The 16346-nt window shown below is 55.4% G+C and carries 13 protein-coding genes; 1 reads left to right on the forward strand and 12 read right to left on the reverse strand.

Features of this window, described 5'->3' with window-relative positions:
• The first annotated feature begins 119 nt into the window (after positions 1 to 119).
• Positions 120 to 2663 (forward strand): molybdopterin-dependent oxidoreductase, encoded by a 2544-nt coding sequence (locus tag K1718_RS20345; protein WP_265681037.1) that lies wholly within the window; start codon positions 120 to 122, stop codon positions 2661 to 2663.
• A 117-nt stretch (positions 2664 to 2780) separates the two neighbouring features.
• On the opposite strand, the gene K1718_RS20350 is transcribed toward K1718_RS20345, so the two are convergent.
• The 12 genes from K1718_RS20350 to hmgA form a co-directional block, all read right to left on the reverse strand.
• Positions 2781 to 3641, reverse strand: coding sequence for a metal ABC transporter permease (locus tag K1718_RS20350; RefSeq protein ID WP_265681036.1), 861 nt, complete (start codon positions 3639 to 3641; stop codon positions 2781 to 2783).
• Complete coding sequence (locus K1718_RS20355) at positions 3641 to 4573, reverse strand: metal ABC transporter permease (protein ID WP_274706376.1); 933 nt, start codon at positions 4571 to 4573, stop codon at positions 3641 to 3643. Before K1718_RS20355 ends, K1718_RS20350 begins: the two co-directional genes overlap by 1 nt.
• Positions 4570 to 5472: a manganese/iron ABC transporter ATP-binding protein gene (locus K1718_RS20360; protein ID WP_274706375.1), complete on the reverse strand. Its 903-nt coding sequence runs from the start codon at positions 5470 to 5472 to the stop codon at positions 4570 to 4572. Before K1718_RS20360 ends, K1718_RS20355 begins: the two co-directional genes overlap by 4 nt.
• Positions 5473 to 5590: 118 nt before the next feature.
• Positions 5591 to 6505, reverse strand: coding sequence for a metal ABC transporter substrate-binding protein (locus K1718_RS20365; protein ID WP_265681035.1), 915 nt, complete (start codon positions 6503 to 6505; stop codon positions 5591 to 5593).
• 190 nt (positions 6506 to 6695) lie between these two features.
• Entirely contained in the window at positions 6696 to 9140 is a 2445-nt protein-coding gene (locus K1718_RS20370) for a methyl-accepting chemotaxis protein (RefSeq protein ID WP_265681034.1), read from the reverse strand.
• Positions 9141 to 9431: 291 nt separating this feature from the next.
• The gene (locus K1718_RS20375; protein WP_152502696.1) at positions 9432 to 9638 is read right to left on the reverse strand and encodes a DUF2783 domain-containing protein; all 207 of its coding nucleotides are present in this window, start codon (positions 9636 to 9638) and stop codon (positions 9432 to 9434) included.
• 5 nt (positions 9639 to 9643) lie between these two features.
• The gene (locus K1718_RS20380) at positions 9644 to 11254 is read right to left on the reverse strand and encodes an FAD-dependent oxidoreductase (protein WP_265681033.1); all 1611 of its coding nucleotides are present in this window, start codon (positions 11252 to 11254) and stop codon (positions 9644 to 9646) included.
• Between the two features lie 109 nt (positions 11255 to 11363).
• Positions 11364 to 11960, reverse strand: coding sequence for a hypothetical protein (locus K1718_RS20385; protein WP_265681032.1), 597 nt, complete (start codon positions 11958 to 11960; stop codon positions 11364 to 11366).
• Between the two features lie 87 nt (positions 11961 to 12047).
• Complete coding sequence (locus K1718_RS20390; RefSeq protein ID WP_265681031.1) at positions 12048 to 13007, reverse strand: MBL fold metallo-hydrolase; 960 nt, start codon at positions 13005 to 13007, stop codon at positions 12048 to 12050.
• A gap of 71 nt (positions 13008 to 13078) precedes the next feature.
• Positions 13079 to 14095, reverse strand: a complete 1017-nt coding sequence (locus K1718_RS20395) for a fumarylacetoacetate hydrolase family protein (RefSeq protein ID WP_265681030.1) — start codon at positions 14093 to 14095, stop codon at positions 13079 to 13081.
• The gene (locus tag K1718_RS20400; RefSeq protein WP_265681029.1) at positions 14092 to 14979 is read right to left on the reverse strand and encodes an MBL fold metallo-hydrolase; all 888 of its coding nucleotides are present in this window, start codon (positions 14977 to 14979) and stop codon (positions 14092 to 14094) included. Before K1718_RS20400 ends, K1718_RS20395 begins: the two co-directional genes overlap by 4 nt.
• Entirely contained in the window at positions 14976 to 16280 is a 1305-nt protein-coding gene (hmgA, locus tag K1718_RS20405) for a homogentisate 1,2-dioxygenase (RefSeq protein WP_247649432.1), read from the reverse strand. Before hmgA ends, K1718_RS20400 begins: the two co-directional genes overlap by 4 nt.
• Positions 16281 to 16346: the final 66 nt, after the last annotated feature.

A 16346-nucleotide genomic window follows, 5' to 3' on the forward strand; every position in this document is an offset into this window, starting at 1 on the left:
TCAACAGGACGATGATGATGTCTGTAACTCTATCGCGTCGAAACTTCTTGAAATCGACTTGCTCAACTCTTCTGGTGAGTATGTTTCCTATCTCGGCGCATGCTGCGGCGAACCGCGGCGTGACATTCGTTCCCCATGCCGGTCAGGCCGGCGCATTTTGGGGCATGATCAAGGATGGCCAACTGATCAAGGCGATCCCACGGACAGAATTTGATCCACGCCCAACCAAAATGATCAGCGAAGGGGTCGTCAGCCGAACCTATCACCAGACACGTGTCAAATATCCACATGTCCGCCGGTCTTATCTTGAAGGCTATGAAAGTGGAGATGTGCGGCCGGATTTGCGTGCGCGTGAAGAGTTCGTGCGTGTGGACTGGGACACTGCACTTGATTTGGTGGCGCGTGCGATCCTCGACACAATCGATGAACACGGCAACGAGGGTCTCTTTTCAACTTCCTACGGCGGCTGGTCTCATGGCGGCGTTCTGACACCCAATGTCTTGCAGGGTCGCTTCTTCAATCTGATCGGCGGTGCGGCTGTTACCGTTGGCGACTATTCAGGCGGTGCGGGACAAATCATCATGCCGCACGTTCTGGGCGACATGGAAGTTTATTCGCGCCAGACCTCCTGGTGGCAAATGTTGCAGCATTGCGAGACCTTCGTGATGATTGGCACCGACATGCATAAAAACGGCCGTGCAGAAGGCCGTACGACCGATCACTCCATGTATCCAAGATGGGAACAGATCAAGGAGGCCGGTGTCGACTTCATCTCGATCAACCCGCAGCGCACAACCACTGATGAATGGCTGGATGCCGAATGGATCAAGATCGTTCCGAACACGGATACGGCGCTTTTCCTCGCCATGAGCTACCACGTCTTTGACAACGGAAGCTACGATCAAGCTTTCCTCGACACATATACGGTCGGTGCAGACAAGTTCATTGACTACCTGACCGGCGAGACAGACGGCCTTCCCAAAACACCGGAATGGGCCGCCGCGATCACTGGCATCGATGCCGATCAGATCCGCGCCCTCGCCGATCGGTGTGCCACTACCAGAACCCAGTTCGCCGGGTCCTGGGCCATCCAGCGCGCACAACACGGTGAAATGCCGTATTGGGCGATAACCGCCTTTGCGGCAATGACCGGCCAGATCGGCCTGCCGGGTGGTGGCGTAGGGTTCAGTTGGCACTGGGGCCAGGGCGGCGCCCTGTTCGCCCAAGCGCGTGTTCCGGGCGGCCTGCCTCAGGGGCGCAACCGCGTCATCGGCATTTGCCCTGCGTCACGGCTGAACGAGATGTTGCTCAATCCGGGCAAGGAGTTCACCCGAAATGGCAGCACATTCAAGTTCCCGGATGTTCATCTCATCTACAATTCCGGCAACAATTTCGCGTCTCACCAGCAAGACACCAATGAATTGCTGCGGGCAATGGAGAAAGTAAAAACGGTTGTCTGTCAGGACCCTTGGTGGACTGCGGCCGCCCGGTTCTCCGATATCGTCCTTCCGGCAACATCGCATGTTGAACGGGATGAAATCAGCTCCGGTGGCACTTATTCCAAGGACAAGGTCTATGCCATGCGCAAGCTCATAGATCCTGTCGGGGAATCTCTGGACGATTTTGAGATCTTCCGGCGCCTGGCGGAAAAATTCGGCGTGGAGGGCCCCTTCACCAACAACATGGAACGCATGGATATCATTCAGGAGTCCTATGAAAAGTCCACAGCGGCGGATCACATGGATTTCGAGGAATTCTGGACCACCGGGGTCGCCCGTGTCCCTCAGCCACAGGAAGAATTCGAGTGGGTTCGCCATGGCAAGTTCCGCGAAGACCCGGATGCCAACCCGCTCAGAACACCTTCCGGAAAGGTTGAAATCTACAGCGAGACAATCGCAAAGATGAATATTCCCGATTGCCCGCCGATGCCGATGTGGCTGGAGCCGGACGAGTACTTGGGTAACAGTGAACCCGACGATATTCACGTCGTCAGTCCACACCCCTTTAACCGGATTCACTCGCAATTCGCACAATCCGATCTGAGGCATGAATTGAATGTCCAGGATCGGGAATTCCTGCTGATCAATTCGGAAGATGCAGCCGAGCGTGGCATCGAGGATGGTGACCTCGTTGAGCTTCACAACGAGCGTGGTGCGTTGATTGCCGGTGCCCGTGTTTCCGACAACATCATGCGTGGTGTCGCGTCGCTCTATGAAGGAGCCTGGCTGTCCTTCGACAGCAAGGGGCGCTGCAATTCCGGCGCGATCAACATTCTCACGTCCAGCAGGGCCTCAAGCGGCTTGAGTCAGGCAACAACGGCCAACACATGTATCGCCAAGATGCGCAAGGCTACAGACGTTGATGGTCCAAACCAGGCTTATGAGCCTCCCAAGACCACGATTGACGTGGTCTCTCTGGATACATCGGGCTTCGGGCTGGAACGTGCGGACAATCTTCAGGAAACCTTCACCGCGAATATGGAGCCAGGTGAAAAGCTCTTTTACGAGTATTGCACCTTGTGCCACGTGCCGCAGGATCCGGCGTCACACACCAAAAATCAGTGGCGAGGCATAACTGAAAGCATGTTCGTGAATGCCGGCGTCACCGAAGAGGAAGGAGCGCTCATTCTTGAGTTCCTCGATCAGTACGCAAAACCCGACTGATCTGATTGCGTCAAAACAGAGAGGGCGAGGCCAAAATCTCGCCCTCGTTACCGTTTTCCGCTTCACCCACACGAGCGTTTCCTCAAACCCGGGTAAACCAGGTCAGGAAAAGGTCAATCACTCCGCCGCAACAGGAACTTCCATGCGCTTCTGCGACATCTTCCGGGTCAGCAGTATGCGGCGAATGAAGGCAAGCACGAACAGCGCTGTCAGGATCAGGATAATTGTCGGAGCCGGAGCGCTATCAAGGAAGAAGCTCGCATAGGTGCCGGCGAGCATGGATGCCATGCACACACCAACGGCAACCCAGAGCATGGTACCGAATGTTCGCACCAGCAAGAAAGCGATTGCGCCCGGCGCAATCAACAGGCCGATGGCAAGGATCAAACCGGCAGCGGATAATGTTGCGACAATCGTGAGAGACAAGGCTGCCAGCAATCCGTAGTGCAAGAGGTTTACAGGCAATCCGGAGGCCTGTGCCTGGGCTGCATCGAAGCTGTGCAGCACCAGGTCCTTCCACTTCAATATGAGCGCTGCGCCGACGAGAACAGCAATGATACCGGCTGTCAGAAGATCCTCCCGCCCGACCCCCAGCATATTGCCGAAAAGGATATGGTCGAGATGGGCATTGGTTTCTACCGAAACATAGAGCACGATCCCGAGGCCGAACATTCCGGAAAACACGACACCCATGACGGTGTCCTGCTTTACCCGGCTGTTGCCTGCCAGGTATCCGGTCGCAAGAGCGCAGATCATTCCAGCTGCAAAAGCACCGATCAGAAGCGGAAGTCCGACAATATAGGCAACCACAATGCCTGGCAGGATCGCGTGACTGACCGCATCTCCCATCAAGGCCCAACCCTTCATGACCAGAAAACAGGACAGGAGCGCTGTGGGAACGGAAACAATCACGCAGATCAGAAATGCGTTCTGCATGAACGGGAACCGAAATGGCAGAAGAAGTGTCTCCAGGTCCATCAGACAACTCCCTCCACATTCTTGGAACGGTGCAGGCTATTCCCTGCATCATCCAGAGTTTCCAAGTCTTCGGGTGGTCCCTTCAACAATGCTTGAGCGGCCTTGCGTTTTGCCGCCAGCAATCCGTGCTTGGGAGCGAACACGAACGCGGCCAGGAAAATCAGCGTTTGCAACGTGACGATAATGCCGCCCGTCGCGCCATCCAGAAAGTAGCTGACATAAGCGCCGACAAAACTTGTCGACGCTCCGATGACGACTGACAGTGCGATCAATCGCGGAAAGCGGTCGCAGAGCAGGTAGGCGGTGGCACCTGGTGTCACAACCATGGCAATGACGAGAAAAGCCCCCACGGTTTGCATGGCGGCGACAACGGATGCCGACAACAGCACAAAGAAAACCGCCTTCAGTACGCCAGGTCGAAGACCGATGGTCCGGGCGTGGTTCTCATCGAAGAAGGTCACCATCAGATCCTTCCATTTCGTCAGCAGGATAGCCAATGAAACGAAGCCGATGATCGCCAGCTGCAACGTGTCTTCCGGCGTGATGGCGAGGATGTTGCCCATTGTGATGGTCTGGATGGAGACGGAAGTCGGATAGATCGAGACGACAAACAGACCCAGCCCGAAGAAGGACGTGAATATCAATCCAATAATGACATCGACTTTCAGTCCCGACCGTTCGGACAGGAACAGCATGGCACTTGCCGCAAGACCACCGGCCAGAAACGCACCGAGCGCGAATGGCAAACCCAGAATATAGGCACCTGCGACACCCGGCACGACGGAGTGCGCAAGAGCATCCCCGATGAGCGACCAGCCTTTCAGCATCAAGTAGGCGGACAGAAACGCACAGACACCGCCAACCAGTGCGGAAACCCACATGGCATTCGTCATGTAGTTGTAGCTGAATGGCTCCAGGAGCACTTCCATCATCCAGACGCCTCTTCTCGGCCGGTTTGCTCCGGTGCCTTCTTGGTCGTCTGCACCTGATCGCCGTATTGAACGAAAGGCCGTTCGTCGTCTGTCAGGATGGTCACTTTGCGTTGATCGCCATCGGTGTGAAGCGTCTCGTCGGAAATCGTGAAATGACGCAGCACTCCGCCGAAGGCGAGTTCCAGATTGTCACGGGTGAACGTGGTGTCAGTCGGTCCATAGGCCAGTACAGTGCCCTTAACCAAAACCGTCCTGTCACAAAACTCCGGAACTGAACCCAGATTGTGAGTGGAAACGAGCATGACCCTGCCCTCATCGCGCAGTTCCTTCAAAAGCGCGATGATTTGCTCCTCGGTCTTGACGTCGACGCCGGTGAAAGGCTCGTCGAGAAGGATCACCTGACCGTCCTGCGCCAGCGCTCTGGCAAGAAACACCCTCTTGCGCTGTCCTCCAGACAGTTCGCCAATCTGGCGATGACGGAATTCCTGCATGTTGACCCGTTGCAGCGCCAGGTCGACGGCGTCACGGTCTGCCTGTTTCGGTCGCCTCAGGAAGCCCATGTGACCATAGCGCCCCATCATCACGACATCTTCAACAAGTACCGGAAACGACCAGTCGACTTCCTCAGATTGCGGCACATAAGCCACCTGGTTCCGGCGCAAGGCATCCTGCACCGGTTGACCGAGAATCCGGATCCGTCCCTTTGCAGCCGGCACGAATCCCATAATGGCCTTGAACAGAGTGGACTTGCCCGCCCCATTCACGCCGACGAGAGCCGTTACGGTGCCACACGGTATTTCAAAGCTGGCATTCCAAAGCGCGGTATGTCCGTTGCGATAGGTCACCGTGACGTCTTCGGCGGTTATGCCATCACCGGCTGCCTGAGCGGTCATGTCCATGTCCGGGTCCTTGAGGATTTGAAGCATCACGAAAAGCCATTAAAGAACACTATTGAAACGATCACAATTGCGGCCAACTCTTGACCGCAATTGCAGTTTTTACGCAGCAGGCCAGGTCTCAGTTTGCCGCCGACTTCAATCCGTCCGCGACTGTCCCGGCAGTTACCTTGAGAAGGTCAAGGTATGTCGGTACCGGTCCACCGGCCTCACTGAGAGAGTCCACATAAAGAACACCTCCGTAGGCAGCACCGGTTTCCCGGGCAACCTGTTCCGCAGGTGCGGTGCTGACTGTGCTTTCACAGAAAACAACCGGAATTTCGTTTTCGCGCACGCCATCGATGACTGCACGTACCTGCTGCGGAGTTCCCACCTGATCAGCGTTCATCGGCCAAAGATAAAGCTCCTTCATGCCGAAATCGCGGGCAAGGTAGCTGAAAGCGCCTTCGCAGGTTACGAGCCAGCGTTGTTCTTCCGGTATTTCCGCAACAGCATCGCGAAGCGGCTCAATCGTCGCACGCAACTGCTCTTTATATGTGTCGGCGTTTTTCTGATAAACGGCGGCATTGTCAGGATCCTGGGCGGAGAACGCATCGACGATGTTGTCGATATAGATCAATGCGTTGTCGAGACCCATCCATGCATGGGGGTTTGGCTTGCCCTCATATGAGCCCGAGCGGATCGAAATCGGGTCGATGCCATCTGTCAGGGTTGCTGATGGAATATCTCCCAGATTGCCCAGAAACTGCTCGAACCAGAGTTCGAGGTTCATGCCATTCCACAGGATCAGGTCAGCGTCAGAAGCCCGGACGATATCCTGTGGCGTCGGCTGATATCCATGGATCTCCGCGCCCGGCTTGGTGATGGAAACCACTTCAGCCGTGTCTCCAGCAACATTTTGCGCAATGTCTGCAAGAACCGTAAAGGTTGTCACGACCTTCATCTTGTCGTCAGCCCAGGCAGCTGCAGATGAAAATGAGGCCAGCGCCGTTGCCAGCAAGGCAGCTGTCATTGAAAAGCGTTTGTTACCAGTCATTCAAAACTCCCAAACAGAAAAGTATCTTCTTGCAAGTGATATTGCAACTCATTCGCAACTGTCAAGCTAGTTGCGAATGAGTTGCAATATTAAAAACCCTTCTGAACTGAATTCAGGCCCACCAAAGCAATACCGCCGATCCAAGGACCGGCGGTTTTCACATGTCAAAAATGCATCCTGCGTTAGTGCCTCAGGCGGCTGAAACCTTGTCCAGGAACGTTTCGATCCCCTGCTTCAGAGCAAGACTGCGGTTGCTCAAGTCATCCGAAGCTGCAAGCACATTGCCGGAAGCATCCTTGGTTTCAACCACTGCTTTTGCCAACCGGTCCATGTTGGATTTCACTGCCATCGTGCTTTGTGCAGCGCGCTGAACATTTCCGGAAATCTCGTTCGTGGCAGAGCCTTGTTGGGAAACCGCAGTTGAGATGCCCTGTGTATAACCGTTGACCTCTTCCATGGTGTCGGAGATCTCACCAATCGCGGCAACCGCATCAGTGGTGGAGTCCTGGATGGTCTGGATTTGCGAAGAAATTTCCTCCGTTGCTTTTGAGGTCTGGTTCGCCAGTTCCTTGACCTCGGCTGCAACAACTGCAAAGCCCTTGCCAGCCTCGCCGGCACGCGCGGCTTCAATGGTGGCATTCAATGCCAGCAGGTTTGTCTGTTCAGCGATGGCCTGAATAAGGTTGACCACCTCTCCAATCTTGGATGCGGCTTCCGCGAGACCCTGCACCTTGCCGTTAGTCTCGTGAACGGCCCCGGTTGCCTGTGTCACGATATCCGATGATCTGCGCACCTGTTCGCCAATCTCGGCGATCGAGGCAGACAATTCTTCGGCGGCACCAGCGACGTTTTCAACGCTCATGGAAGCATCTTCGCTGACACGCGAAGTGTCCCCGGCCTGTTCGGCGCTGTCTTTTGCAATGCCGCCCAGCGAAGACGCCGTGCCGCTCATACCGGCCGCGGTTTCATCAAGTGCGCTCAAAAGGCCCTGAACTTCTTCCCGGAACCCCTGGATCAGATCTTCAACCGCCCCTTGGCGGGCAAACTGTTCCTGTCTGTGGTCGTCAGCCTCGTGCTCCAGACGGACGCGCTCACGAGCGTTTTCCTGGAAAACCTGTACTGTTCGGCTCATGTCGCCGATCTCGTCGCGTTGATCTGTCGAGGGAATTTCCACATCCGTGTCGCCTTCCGCCAGACGCCCCATCGCGACGGTCAACTCCCTTGTCGGCTTGGTAATGACAAGCGAGACGACGAAGGCCAGCAATCCGCCAACCAACACTGCAGCAAACAGCGCAACGGCAATCAGACCAAGAGCCGTGTCGGCGCGTGCATAAGCGCTTGCCGATTGTGCTTCGGTCAATCCCGTGATGACGGTCCGGACCTTGTCGGAGATCGCCGCAAGCTCGAGCCTTTTGGTATCGAACGCCTCCTTGGCAGCAACCATGTTCGCAAACTCTGCTTCATAGTTGTTCACCTCCTGCTCAATAGCGGCAACCGCTTCGGTGATCTCAGGAAAGGCAGCACTATCGGCCTTGAGCGTGTTCGCGAGATTGCGAAGAATACCGATGCGCGTGGTGACGTCGTCTGCCCCCATGGATTCAAAGCCGGCGAAAAACTCCATTGTGACCGAGCGGATCTCCAGTGCCGCCCGCTGGAACTTGATGGCGTTGACGTTCACAAGATCGACGATACCAAGCTTGGACGACGCTTTTCCGGCAATCTTCTTGGCGTCGTCGCTCGCTGCGTAAACGACCTTACGCAATGCGGACGCCTGATCATGAATGCTGTGAAGCCCGGCAACAATTTCAGTGGCCAAATCAGCTGACACCGGTGCGACCTGAGCGCCCTCCCCCTCGACCTTCGGCAACTTATCTTTCAAACCAACGGCAAGCGCTGAAAGGCCTTTCATCTTTTCAGCGTCCAGACCTTCCACCTTTAGCTTCGCGGCTTTTTTGGCCCACTTGGCAACAGAGGCAACGCCCTCGGAAAGGCCAACCGACAGTTCACCTGGCAATTCTGCACTCTCTCCGGCTTCGGCAATCAGCACCGACAATTCGGAGCTCGTATCCTCCATATCGGAGAGCATGCGGCCAACCTTGTCGGCCCGGTTCCGGGTGCCGGTCGCCTTCTTTGCAGCGCTTCCGGCATCCCTTTGTATCTTGTTCATCTGATCAGTGATCTGAACGGAAAGTGTCTCCAACCGAACCGCGGACTTCAACAGATTGTCCACCTGAGCCTGCCGGCTGTCGACCGCGGCTACAAATCCGGAGAACTCGCCGCTCAACTGTCCGACCAGAGCTATGGCCTCATCGGTCGCCTCACCGCCCGCTCCGCTATCGGAGACGTTGTCCAAAGAGACCAACGCCTGTTCCAGCTGCCCAATACGGGCACTCGCTGATTGTGCCAGATCCGGGTTGCTGTCGGCTAGATAGGCTTCTTGCGCCTGCGCAACTTGCTGTAGATTTGCCATAGCCGCCGTGGCCTTGGCGCTGACATCCGATTGAGCCCGCAATCCAAGAATTGCAACAGTTCCAACAGCACCTACCGCTGCCGCAACAAGTATCATCGTGACAAAACCGCCCCCAACCTTGGCCGAGAAGCGTGCATTCTTTAATGGTGTAAGTAACTTGGACATGTGAACCCCGCACTTTCTTTCATAGAAGGCGGGGCAGATAAACAATTGGTGAAGAGATTGGGCCACCGAAACACCATTCGGCTGGTGAATTAAATCGAAGGCGAAAGTTCTATTATCAACAACAGGATAGAGGCAAAAATTCACTCGATCTTTTTTGCCTAAATTAAATGATGCTCATCTTGAAAAGTGTACAAGAGCTCAAAAACGACCTCTGAACGCTTACTATTATGTAGTTATGCTTCGATCGATTCTATACTTTTTTCACAAATTGAATGCTTGCGAGGGACTTTTTCATCCGCCAACAACCTCTTTCAGATGTGCGGCGTCCAATAGTTCCTTCAAAGTTGCGCGTTCGCCAATATGGTTTGCCAACAACAAGATAAGACGCGCATTCAGGGCGTCGCTTTCCTGTTTTGTCAGGCCTTCATGGGCCGACAAGAGATCGGCATAAAAGTCGTCCGGCGCTTCCAGATTGGGGCCAATTTCTTGCTTGCTCATGAGCTTCACTCTCCTTTGCCGACCGCGTTTTTGAGCGCAAAGGCCAGTCTATCCGCATCGAAGTCACGCCATCTTGCTGCCACGTGCTGATCAGGTCGAAACAGGTAGACAGCAGCCTCAAGATCTCCCAGATAGCGCTCTTTGATTTCGGGGCCGATTTCAGCTCGGGACAAGCTCTTGCCAGCAATCTGCACACCCAGGATATCGCTCGTTTCAGGTACATCCACTCCAATACCGAGCAGAACAAAACGGTCTCCGAGACTGTCCACCAGCCAGTCATCTCCCAATGGTGCATCAATGGCGGGACTGCCAGGCCTCGTGCGCACGGGAAGGTCAACCTGGTCTTCGCCGTTCAAAGGCGAGCCATCATAGACGGCCGGCACGGACAGACGGCCCGAGTTCACCAGTGGCCGGGCAAAGGAATGGTGTTCGGAAAGATCCAGAACAGCGTCCCTGAATATCCGGCTCATTTCCGACTTGGGTGTTATGAAATCCGTTGAGCGCGAGCTTTGAAGGATGTTTTCATCTGCGGCCAGTTCCCGTTCGAAACCATAGCTGTCCAGCAACGTTTCAGGAGCCTTGTCCTGAAGAACAAGTTTGAGCTTCCAAGCCAGATTGTCGATATCCTGAAAACCGGAATTTGCACCCCGTGCACCGAACGGTGAAACCTGATGTGCGCTGTCGCCGGCGAAGATGACGCGGCCATGCCTGAATTTCTCCATTCGCCGACACTGGAATGTGTAGATGGATACCCACTCCAGATCGAACTCAACGTCCGGTCCAAGCATCTGCCGCAGCCTTGGCACGACATTTTCAGGCTTCTTTTCCTCATCCTTGTCGACTTCCCACCCAAGTTGAAGGTCAATGCGCCAAACGCCGTCAGGCTGCTTGTGCAGCAGAGCCGACTGGTCCTTGTTGAACGGAGGATCAAACCAGAACCAGCGTTCGGTCGGGAAATCTGCCTTCATAACCACATCGGCAATCAGGAAGTTGTCCTCAAAGACCCTGCCGACAAAATCAAGATCCAGCATGCGCCTTGCCGGTGAGCCGGCACCATCGCAAGCGATCAACCAGTCGGCCTCAATGTTGTAAGCGCCTTCGTGGGTTTCCACGGTCACAAGTGTATGGTCATCGTGGTTTTGAAGGTTCGCAACCCGATTGCCGCCGCGGATCTCAACCGGTTTTCCCTCTGCCTGCAGTGCCCGGATACGCTCAACAAGATAGAGCTCGCAATAGTACTGCTGGAGATTGATGAAAGCTGGCCGCTTGTGACCCTCTTCAGGCAACAGGTCGAACGCGTAGACCTGCCTGTCGCTGAAAAACACCTTGCCGTTGTTCCAGACAACGCCTTTCGAGACCATCTCGTCTCCGCAGCCGAGCCGATCGAAAATTTCCAGCGAGCGTTTGGAAAAACAGATGGCGCGTGAGCCGACGCTGACCCGCTCGTTGTCATCCAGAACCACAGCGGGAATGTCAGACTGGGCCAGGTCGATCGCCATGGCGAGCCCAACCGGTCCGGCGCCGATGATGACGACCGCATGGCGCACAGGTGCAGCAGCCCCCTGATCATCGCTCCATTTATAGGGATAGAGCGGTACCTCGAACAATTTGGTCACAGGTTGTCCTCCCGGCTCCTGACCTCATAAAAACTTGGCGGCAATCGGATGCCGGTCGAAATCCAGAAAGAACTCGTCAGGAATTTCCCAGGCAAGCCTGACCGCATGATCATTGATTTGCTTGTGTGTTTTGCATCGCCTGACCGGCCGTTGCTTCACTCACAAGACTTTCTTTTAATTCTTCTCTGTACTCAGATATGAGGCTGTGACGCTTCTCTTCAGGCAACTCGCCGATGTCAAGCTGATATACAGGCCAGCAAGAGGTTATCGCAGGCCGGTATTGTGTCTGGAACACTATCTTCGGAACGAGAGAGCCTGGAGTTGTTTGTCTTGTCAGAAGGCCAACAACGAGAGCCCCAGGATAGTTACCGATCATTCGATCGTAGCCCGACATCTCCTCGATCTGGCCTTCGACACCCTTTTCTCCTTGGAAGTCCTCATCGTTGGCATAGCAAACTTCTGACGTAAGCAACCCCTCATATTCGCCAATCAAAACCTCCTGAATATCGTATGTCGTTTTTTGACACACGGACTCTTCAGTTATTTGAAGGTCGTAAGCTACAACGTTCGCAACAAATCCCAAGGCATCTTCAAGAGAAGGCTTATCGTATTCACCCGAAACAGGTTGCGGACATGCCAGAGCAGGTCCAAAAGCACACGCCCAAGTGACGAATGCTGACGACAAAAACTTGCAACCTAACTTCATGGCAAATCCTATCTAGAAAATCATCCTCAACCTGAAGCTGCATGAAATTATGTCCCTATGATGGGCTTTCGATCAAACTGTTGCCTTTCACCCTTGCAGATCCGCCCACATCTTCGCGTCCCGTTCGGCCGTCCAGATGCGCGGTGTGTCGATGCCGAGCGCTTCGTCATAGGCCCGGGCGACGTTGAACGGCAGGCAGTGTTCGTAGATTGCGTAGTCCTTGAACTTCGGATCACATTCGGCACGGCAGGCGTCCCAGGCGTCCTTCAGCGAACCGCCGCCTTGGGCGATCCGGGCCACAGGCCTAAAGGTCGAGGACACGAAATCGGCGGTGTTGGTCAACGCCTTGCCGACCATCTCCTTGCCGACCAGCGCATCGCCGCGGCCAGGTGCAATGGCTTCCACATCAAAGGAACGGATGGCCTGAAGCGTCGTCGGCCAGTCGTTGAAATGGCCGTCACCGCAGTAACACGCAGAGTGGTATTCGACGATGTCACCGGTGAACATGACGTTCTCGTCCGGTACATGAATAACGATGTCCCCCGCCGTATGGGCGCGACCAAGGAAGCGAAGATCAACCCGGCGTTTGCCAAGATAGACGGTCATGCGGTCGTTGAAGGTGGTCGTCGGCCAGGTCAGGGGCGGAATATCACTGACGTTGTCATAGCCCATGAACAGACGCGGGAAGCGCATGAACTCAGATTCTCGGTCTTCCGCGCCGCGTTCCACAACCATCGAACGAGCCTTCTGGCTCATGATCACGGTCGGCGCCTGATAGGCGGCAGCCCCCAGCACACGCACGGCGTGATAGTGGGTCAACACAAGATGACTGATCGGTTTGTCGGTTACGGAGCGCACCTTCTCGATCACCTTGTTGGCGAGTTCAGGGGTCGCCTGCGCCTCGATGATCATGACACTGTCATCGCCGATGATAACGCCGGTGTTCGGGTCACCTTCAGCGGTAAAGGCCCAGAGATCCCTGCCAATCTCGGTGAACGAGATTTGTTTTTCTGTCATGTCTCCGGCGGATGCGAATTGCTTGCTCATCTCATCTCCCAATCTGCTCCCCGGCAGTCTGTTTCAATTTGTCTTTGATCAACCGAACAAAAAAAGAAAGGCTAGGCTTCATCCGACACGTCGACGGTCTGCTCAATAGCGCCGAAAATAGAGTGTCCTTCCTCGTCAGGCATCTCGATACGCACCGTGTCACCCGACTTCAGAAAGGGTGTTTTGGCGCTCCCGGTCTCGATTGTTTCAATCATGCGGATTTCAGCGATGCACGAATAACCGGCTCCGCCTTGCGCAACGGGTTTGCCCGGACCGCCTTCCAATTTGTTGGAGACCGTTCCTGACCCAATGACGGTTCCCGCGCACAAGTCTCGTGTCTTTGCCGCGTGCGCAATGAGTTCGCCGAATTCGAATGTCATGTCGATGCCGGCATTGGCGCGGCCGAAAGGCTCGCCATTGAGATCAACATGCAAGGGCAGATGAAGTTTCCCGCCTTTCCAGGCATCGCCAAGTTCGTCAGGCGTCACAGCAACCGGCGAGAAGGCCGAGGATGGTTTTGACTGGAAGAAGCCAAAGCCCTTCGCAAGCTCCGCCGGGATCAGGCCCCGCAACGACACGTCATTGACCAGCAGGACAAGCAGAATTGCGTTGCGGGCCTCTTCGGCACTAGCGCCCATGGGAACATCGCCGGTGACAACTGCAATCTCGCCTTCCATGTCAATGCCCCAGGCCTCGTCCCGCATTCTAATCGGGTCACGCGGCGCGACAAATGTGTCCGATCCACCCTGGTACATAAGCGGATCCGTCCAGAAGGTTTCAGGCATCTTTGCGCCTCGTGCGCGGCGCACCAGTTCGACATGGTTGACATAGGCCGACCCGTCCGCCCACTGATAGGCGCGCGGGAGTGGCGACAGCGCGTTATGTTCATGGAAGCGAAGCATTGGGACGGCTTCGTGCGAAAGGCTTTCGGCGAGCAATGCCAGCTTCGGCGCGACCTTGCCCCAGTCATCGAGCGCGGCTTGAAGCGAGGGGGCAATATGGGCCGCCTCCGTACAATAGGTGAGCCTTTCATTCACGACGACAAGTTTGCCGTCCCGGGTGCCGTCCTTCAGCGTTGCCAGCTTCATTGACTTTGTTTCCTTGTGATCGTCAGACCGTCATGGCCAACGATGGTTTCCCCCGAAAAGGTCTTGGTTGCCTCGATCCATTCCGCATGTTCAAAGCCCGGCAAATCCGCCGGGATAAGGTGATTCAAAACCAGTCTTCCCGCCCCCGCTTCTTCAGCGATTTTCGCAACATCGGGTGCCATTGTGTGGCTTGCCAGCAAGTGCTGGCGCAGCCTGTCTCCATTCCCCGTGATTTCAACGATCTTGTCTACCCCACGAGCCAGCATCGCTTCGTGGACCAGCAGATCACACCCTTTCGCAAAATCGGCCAATGGGGGAAAATAAGTGGTGTCGGCAGAGAAAACGACAGACCAGTCTTCCGATTCGAACCGCACGGCAAAGCAATCGTCGACCGGAGGATGATCCACCTTGAAGGCCTTGACGTTGAGAGTTCCATCTTCCAGCGCGACCTCTCCTTCTTTCAGGAGATGAATTTCCACGAGTTCGCGCAAATCCGGGCGGCCTTCATCCTCAATTCTGAGATCGATATCATGGCGCATCGACGCCAGGAAACCGTCCCAGTACTCCATGAGATCGGCAGGACCATAGACCTTCACGGTACTGGAAAGACCCGTCGTCCACGCGGTATGCAGCAATGGGCCAAGTTCAAGCACATGATCTGAGTGCATGTGAGTTATGAAAACAAGATCGAGCTGCTTCAGAACAACACCGGCTTCCACAAGCCCTCGTGTTACGCCAAGCCCGCAGTCGACGACACAGCGACGACCGCCAATCTCGAGCAGGGAGCTGGTTGGCGAAGGCCCACCCGATCGTATTGCCGGGCCGCCCTTGGACCCCAGAATGACCAGGCGATCCTGAAGTTCAGGCAGTTTCGTTCCGCTCATTCTGCGTTCCAGGTTCCTTCTGGCGTACCGTCGAACTTCTTCTCAAGCGTTTCCCAACAGTCGATATAATCGTCCTGCAATGGCGCTTCCTTGCCGGCGAATTCGGTCAGATGCTGAGGGAAACGGGTCTCAAACATGAAGGACATGGTATTGTCGAGCTTCTCAGGCTTCAAATCTGCATTTGAAGCTCCTTCAAATGCATTGTTGTCGGGCCCATGCGGCAGCATCATGTTGTGAAGGCTCATGCCGCCGGGCACGAAACCCTGAGGTTTGGCGTCATATTGGCCGTATATGTTGCCCATCAACTCGGACATGATGTTCTTGTGGTACCAGGGCGGGCGGAACGTATCCTCCATCACCATCCAGCGCTCACGGAACAGTACAAAGTCTATATTGGCGGTGCCTGGCACTCCCGACGGAGCTGTCAGCACGGTAAAGATCGACGGATCCGGATGGTCGAACAGAATGGATCCGATCGGGCAATAATTTCGAAGGTCATATTTGCAAGGCGCGTAGTTGCCATGCCAGGCCACGACATCGAGCGGTGAATGCCCGATCCTGGTCTCGTGAAACTGCCCGCACCATTTTACCGTGACCGTCGAAGGCACTTCCTTGTCCTCAAAGCTGGCGACGGGGGTCTTGAAATCTCGGCGATTGGCCATGCAATTGGCGCCGATAGGTCCCCTGCCCGGCAACTCGAACTTCTGACCGTAATTCTCACACACAAAGCCGCGAGCCGGTCCCTCCAAAACCTCAACCCGGTAGACGAGACCACGCGGCAGGATCGCAATTTCCTTAGGTGCAAGCTCAATGACACCGAGTTCGGTTGCAAAGCGCAATATACCTTCCTGGGGAACAACCAGCAGCTCGCTGTCGGCGGAAAAGAAATAGGCATTTTCCATCGACCGGGTGACCAGATAGATGTGGCTTGCCATACCGACTTGGGTATTCACGTCGCCCGCGGTCGTCATCGTTCGCATGCCGGTCAGCCAGGTCAGGTCCTCATCGGTATGCGGCACCGGGTCCCAGCGGTACTGTCCCAGCGAAATCACATCCTCAAGGACGTTCGGAGCGCTTTTCCAGTAAGGCAGGTCTATCTTTCGGAACCGGCTGGTATGTTTGACCGAAGGCCTGATCCGGTAACACCAGGTGCGCTCGTTCTGGTGGCTTGGCGCTGTGAAGGCAGTGCCGGACAATTGCTCACCGTAAAGACCATAGGCGCACTTTTGAGGACTGTTCATGCCCTGCGGCAAAGACCCGGGCAAAGCTTCCGTTTCGAAGTCGTTGCCAAAGCCAGGCATGTAACCCAGATCCGAAGAATTGTGTCCGGCGCTCCGGGACCCGGTCGAACTGTCTGTTCTCTGATC

This window comes from Roseibium porphyridii (assembly GCF_026191725.2).
GTDB lineage: Bacteria > Pseudomonadota > Alphaproteobacteria > Rhizobiales > Stappiaceae > Roseibium > Roseibium porphyridii.

What these genes read in the sequence shown, in the direction of transcription:
- K1718_RS20350 (WP_265681036.1), bottom strand. Translation starts at nt 3,641, where the DNA reads ATGGACCTGGAGACACTTCTTCTGCCATTTCGGTTCCCGTTCATGCAG.
- K1718_RS20355 (WP_274706376.1), bottom strand. Translation starts at nt 4,573, where the DNA reads ATGATGGAAGTGCTCCTGGAGCCATTCAGCTACAACTACATGACGAAT.
- K1718_RS20360 (WP_274706375.1), bottom strand. Translation starts at nt 5,472, where the DNA reads ATGGACATGACCGCTCAGGCAGCCGGTGATGGCATAACCGCCGAAGAC.
- K1718_RS20365 (WP_265681035.1), bottom strand. Translation starts at nt 6,505, where the DNA reads ATGACTGGTAACAAACGCTTTTCAATGACAGCTGCCTTGCTGGCAACG.
- K1718_RS20370 (WP_265681034.1), bottom strand. Translation starts at nt 9,140, where the DNA reads ATGTCCAAGTTACTTACACCATTAAAGAATGCACGCTTCTCGGCCAAG.
- K1718_RS20375 (WP_152502696.1), bottom strand. Translation starts at nt 9,638, where the DNA reads ATGAGCAAGCAAGAAATTGGCCCCAATCTGGAAGCGCCGGACGACTTT.
- K1718_RS20385 (WP_265681032.1), bottom strand. Translation starts at nt 11,960, where the DNA reads ATGAAGTTAGGTTGCAAGTTTTTGTCGTCAGCATTCGTCACTTGGGCG.
- K1718_RS20390 (WP_265681031.1), bottom strand. Translation starts at nt 13,007, where the DNA reads ATGAGCAAGCAATTCGCATCCGCCGGAGACATGACAGAAAAACAAATC.
- K1718_RS20395 (WP_265681030.1), bottom strand. Translation starts at nt 14,095, where the DNA reads ATGAAGCTGGCAACGCTGAAGGACGGCACCCGGGACGGCAAACTTGTC.
- K1718_RS20400 (WP_265681029.1), bottom strand. Translation starts at nt 14,979, where the DNA reads ATGAGCGGAACGAAACTGCCTGAACTTCAGGATCGCCTGGTCATTCTG.
- hmgA (WP_247649432.1), bottom strand. Translation starts at nt 16,280, where the DNA reads ATGCCTGGCTTTGGCAACGACTTCGAAACGGAAGCTTTGCCCGGGTCT.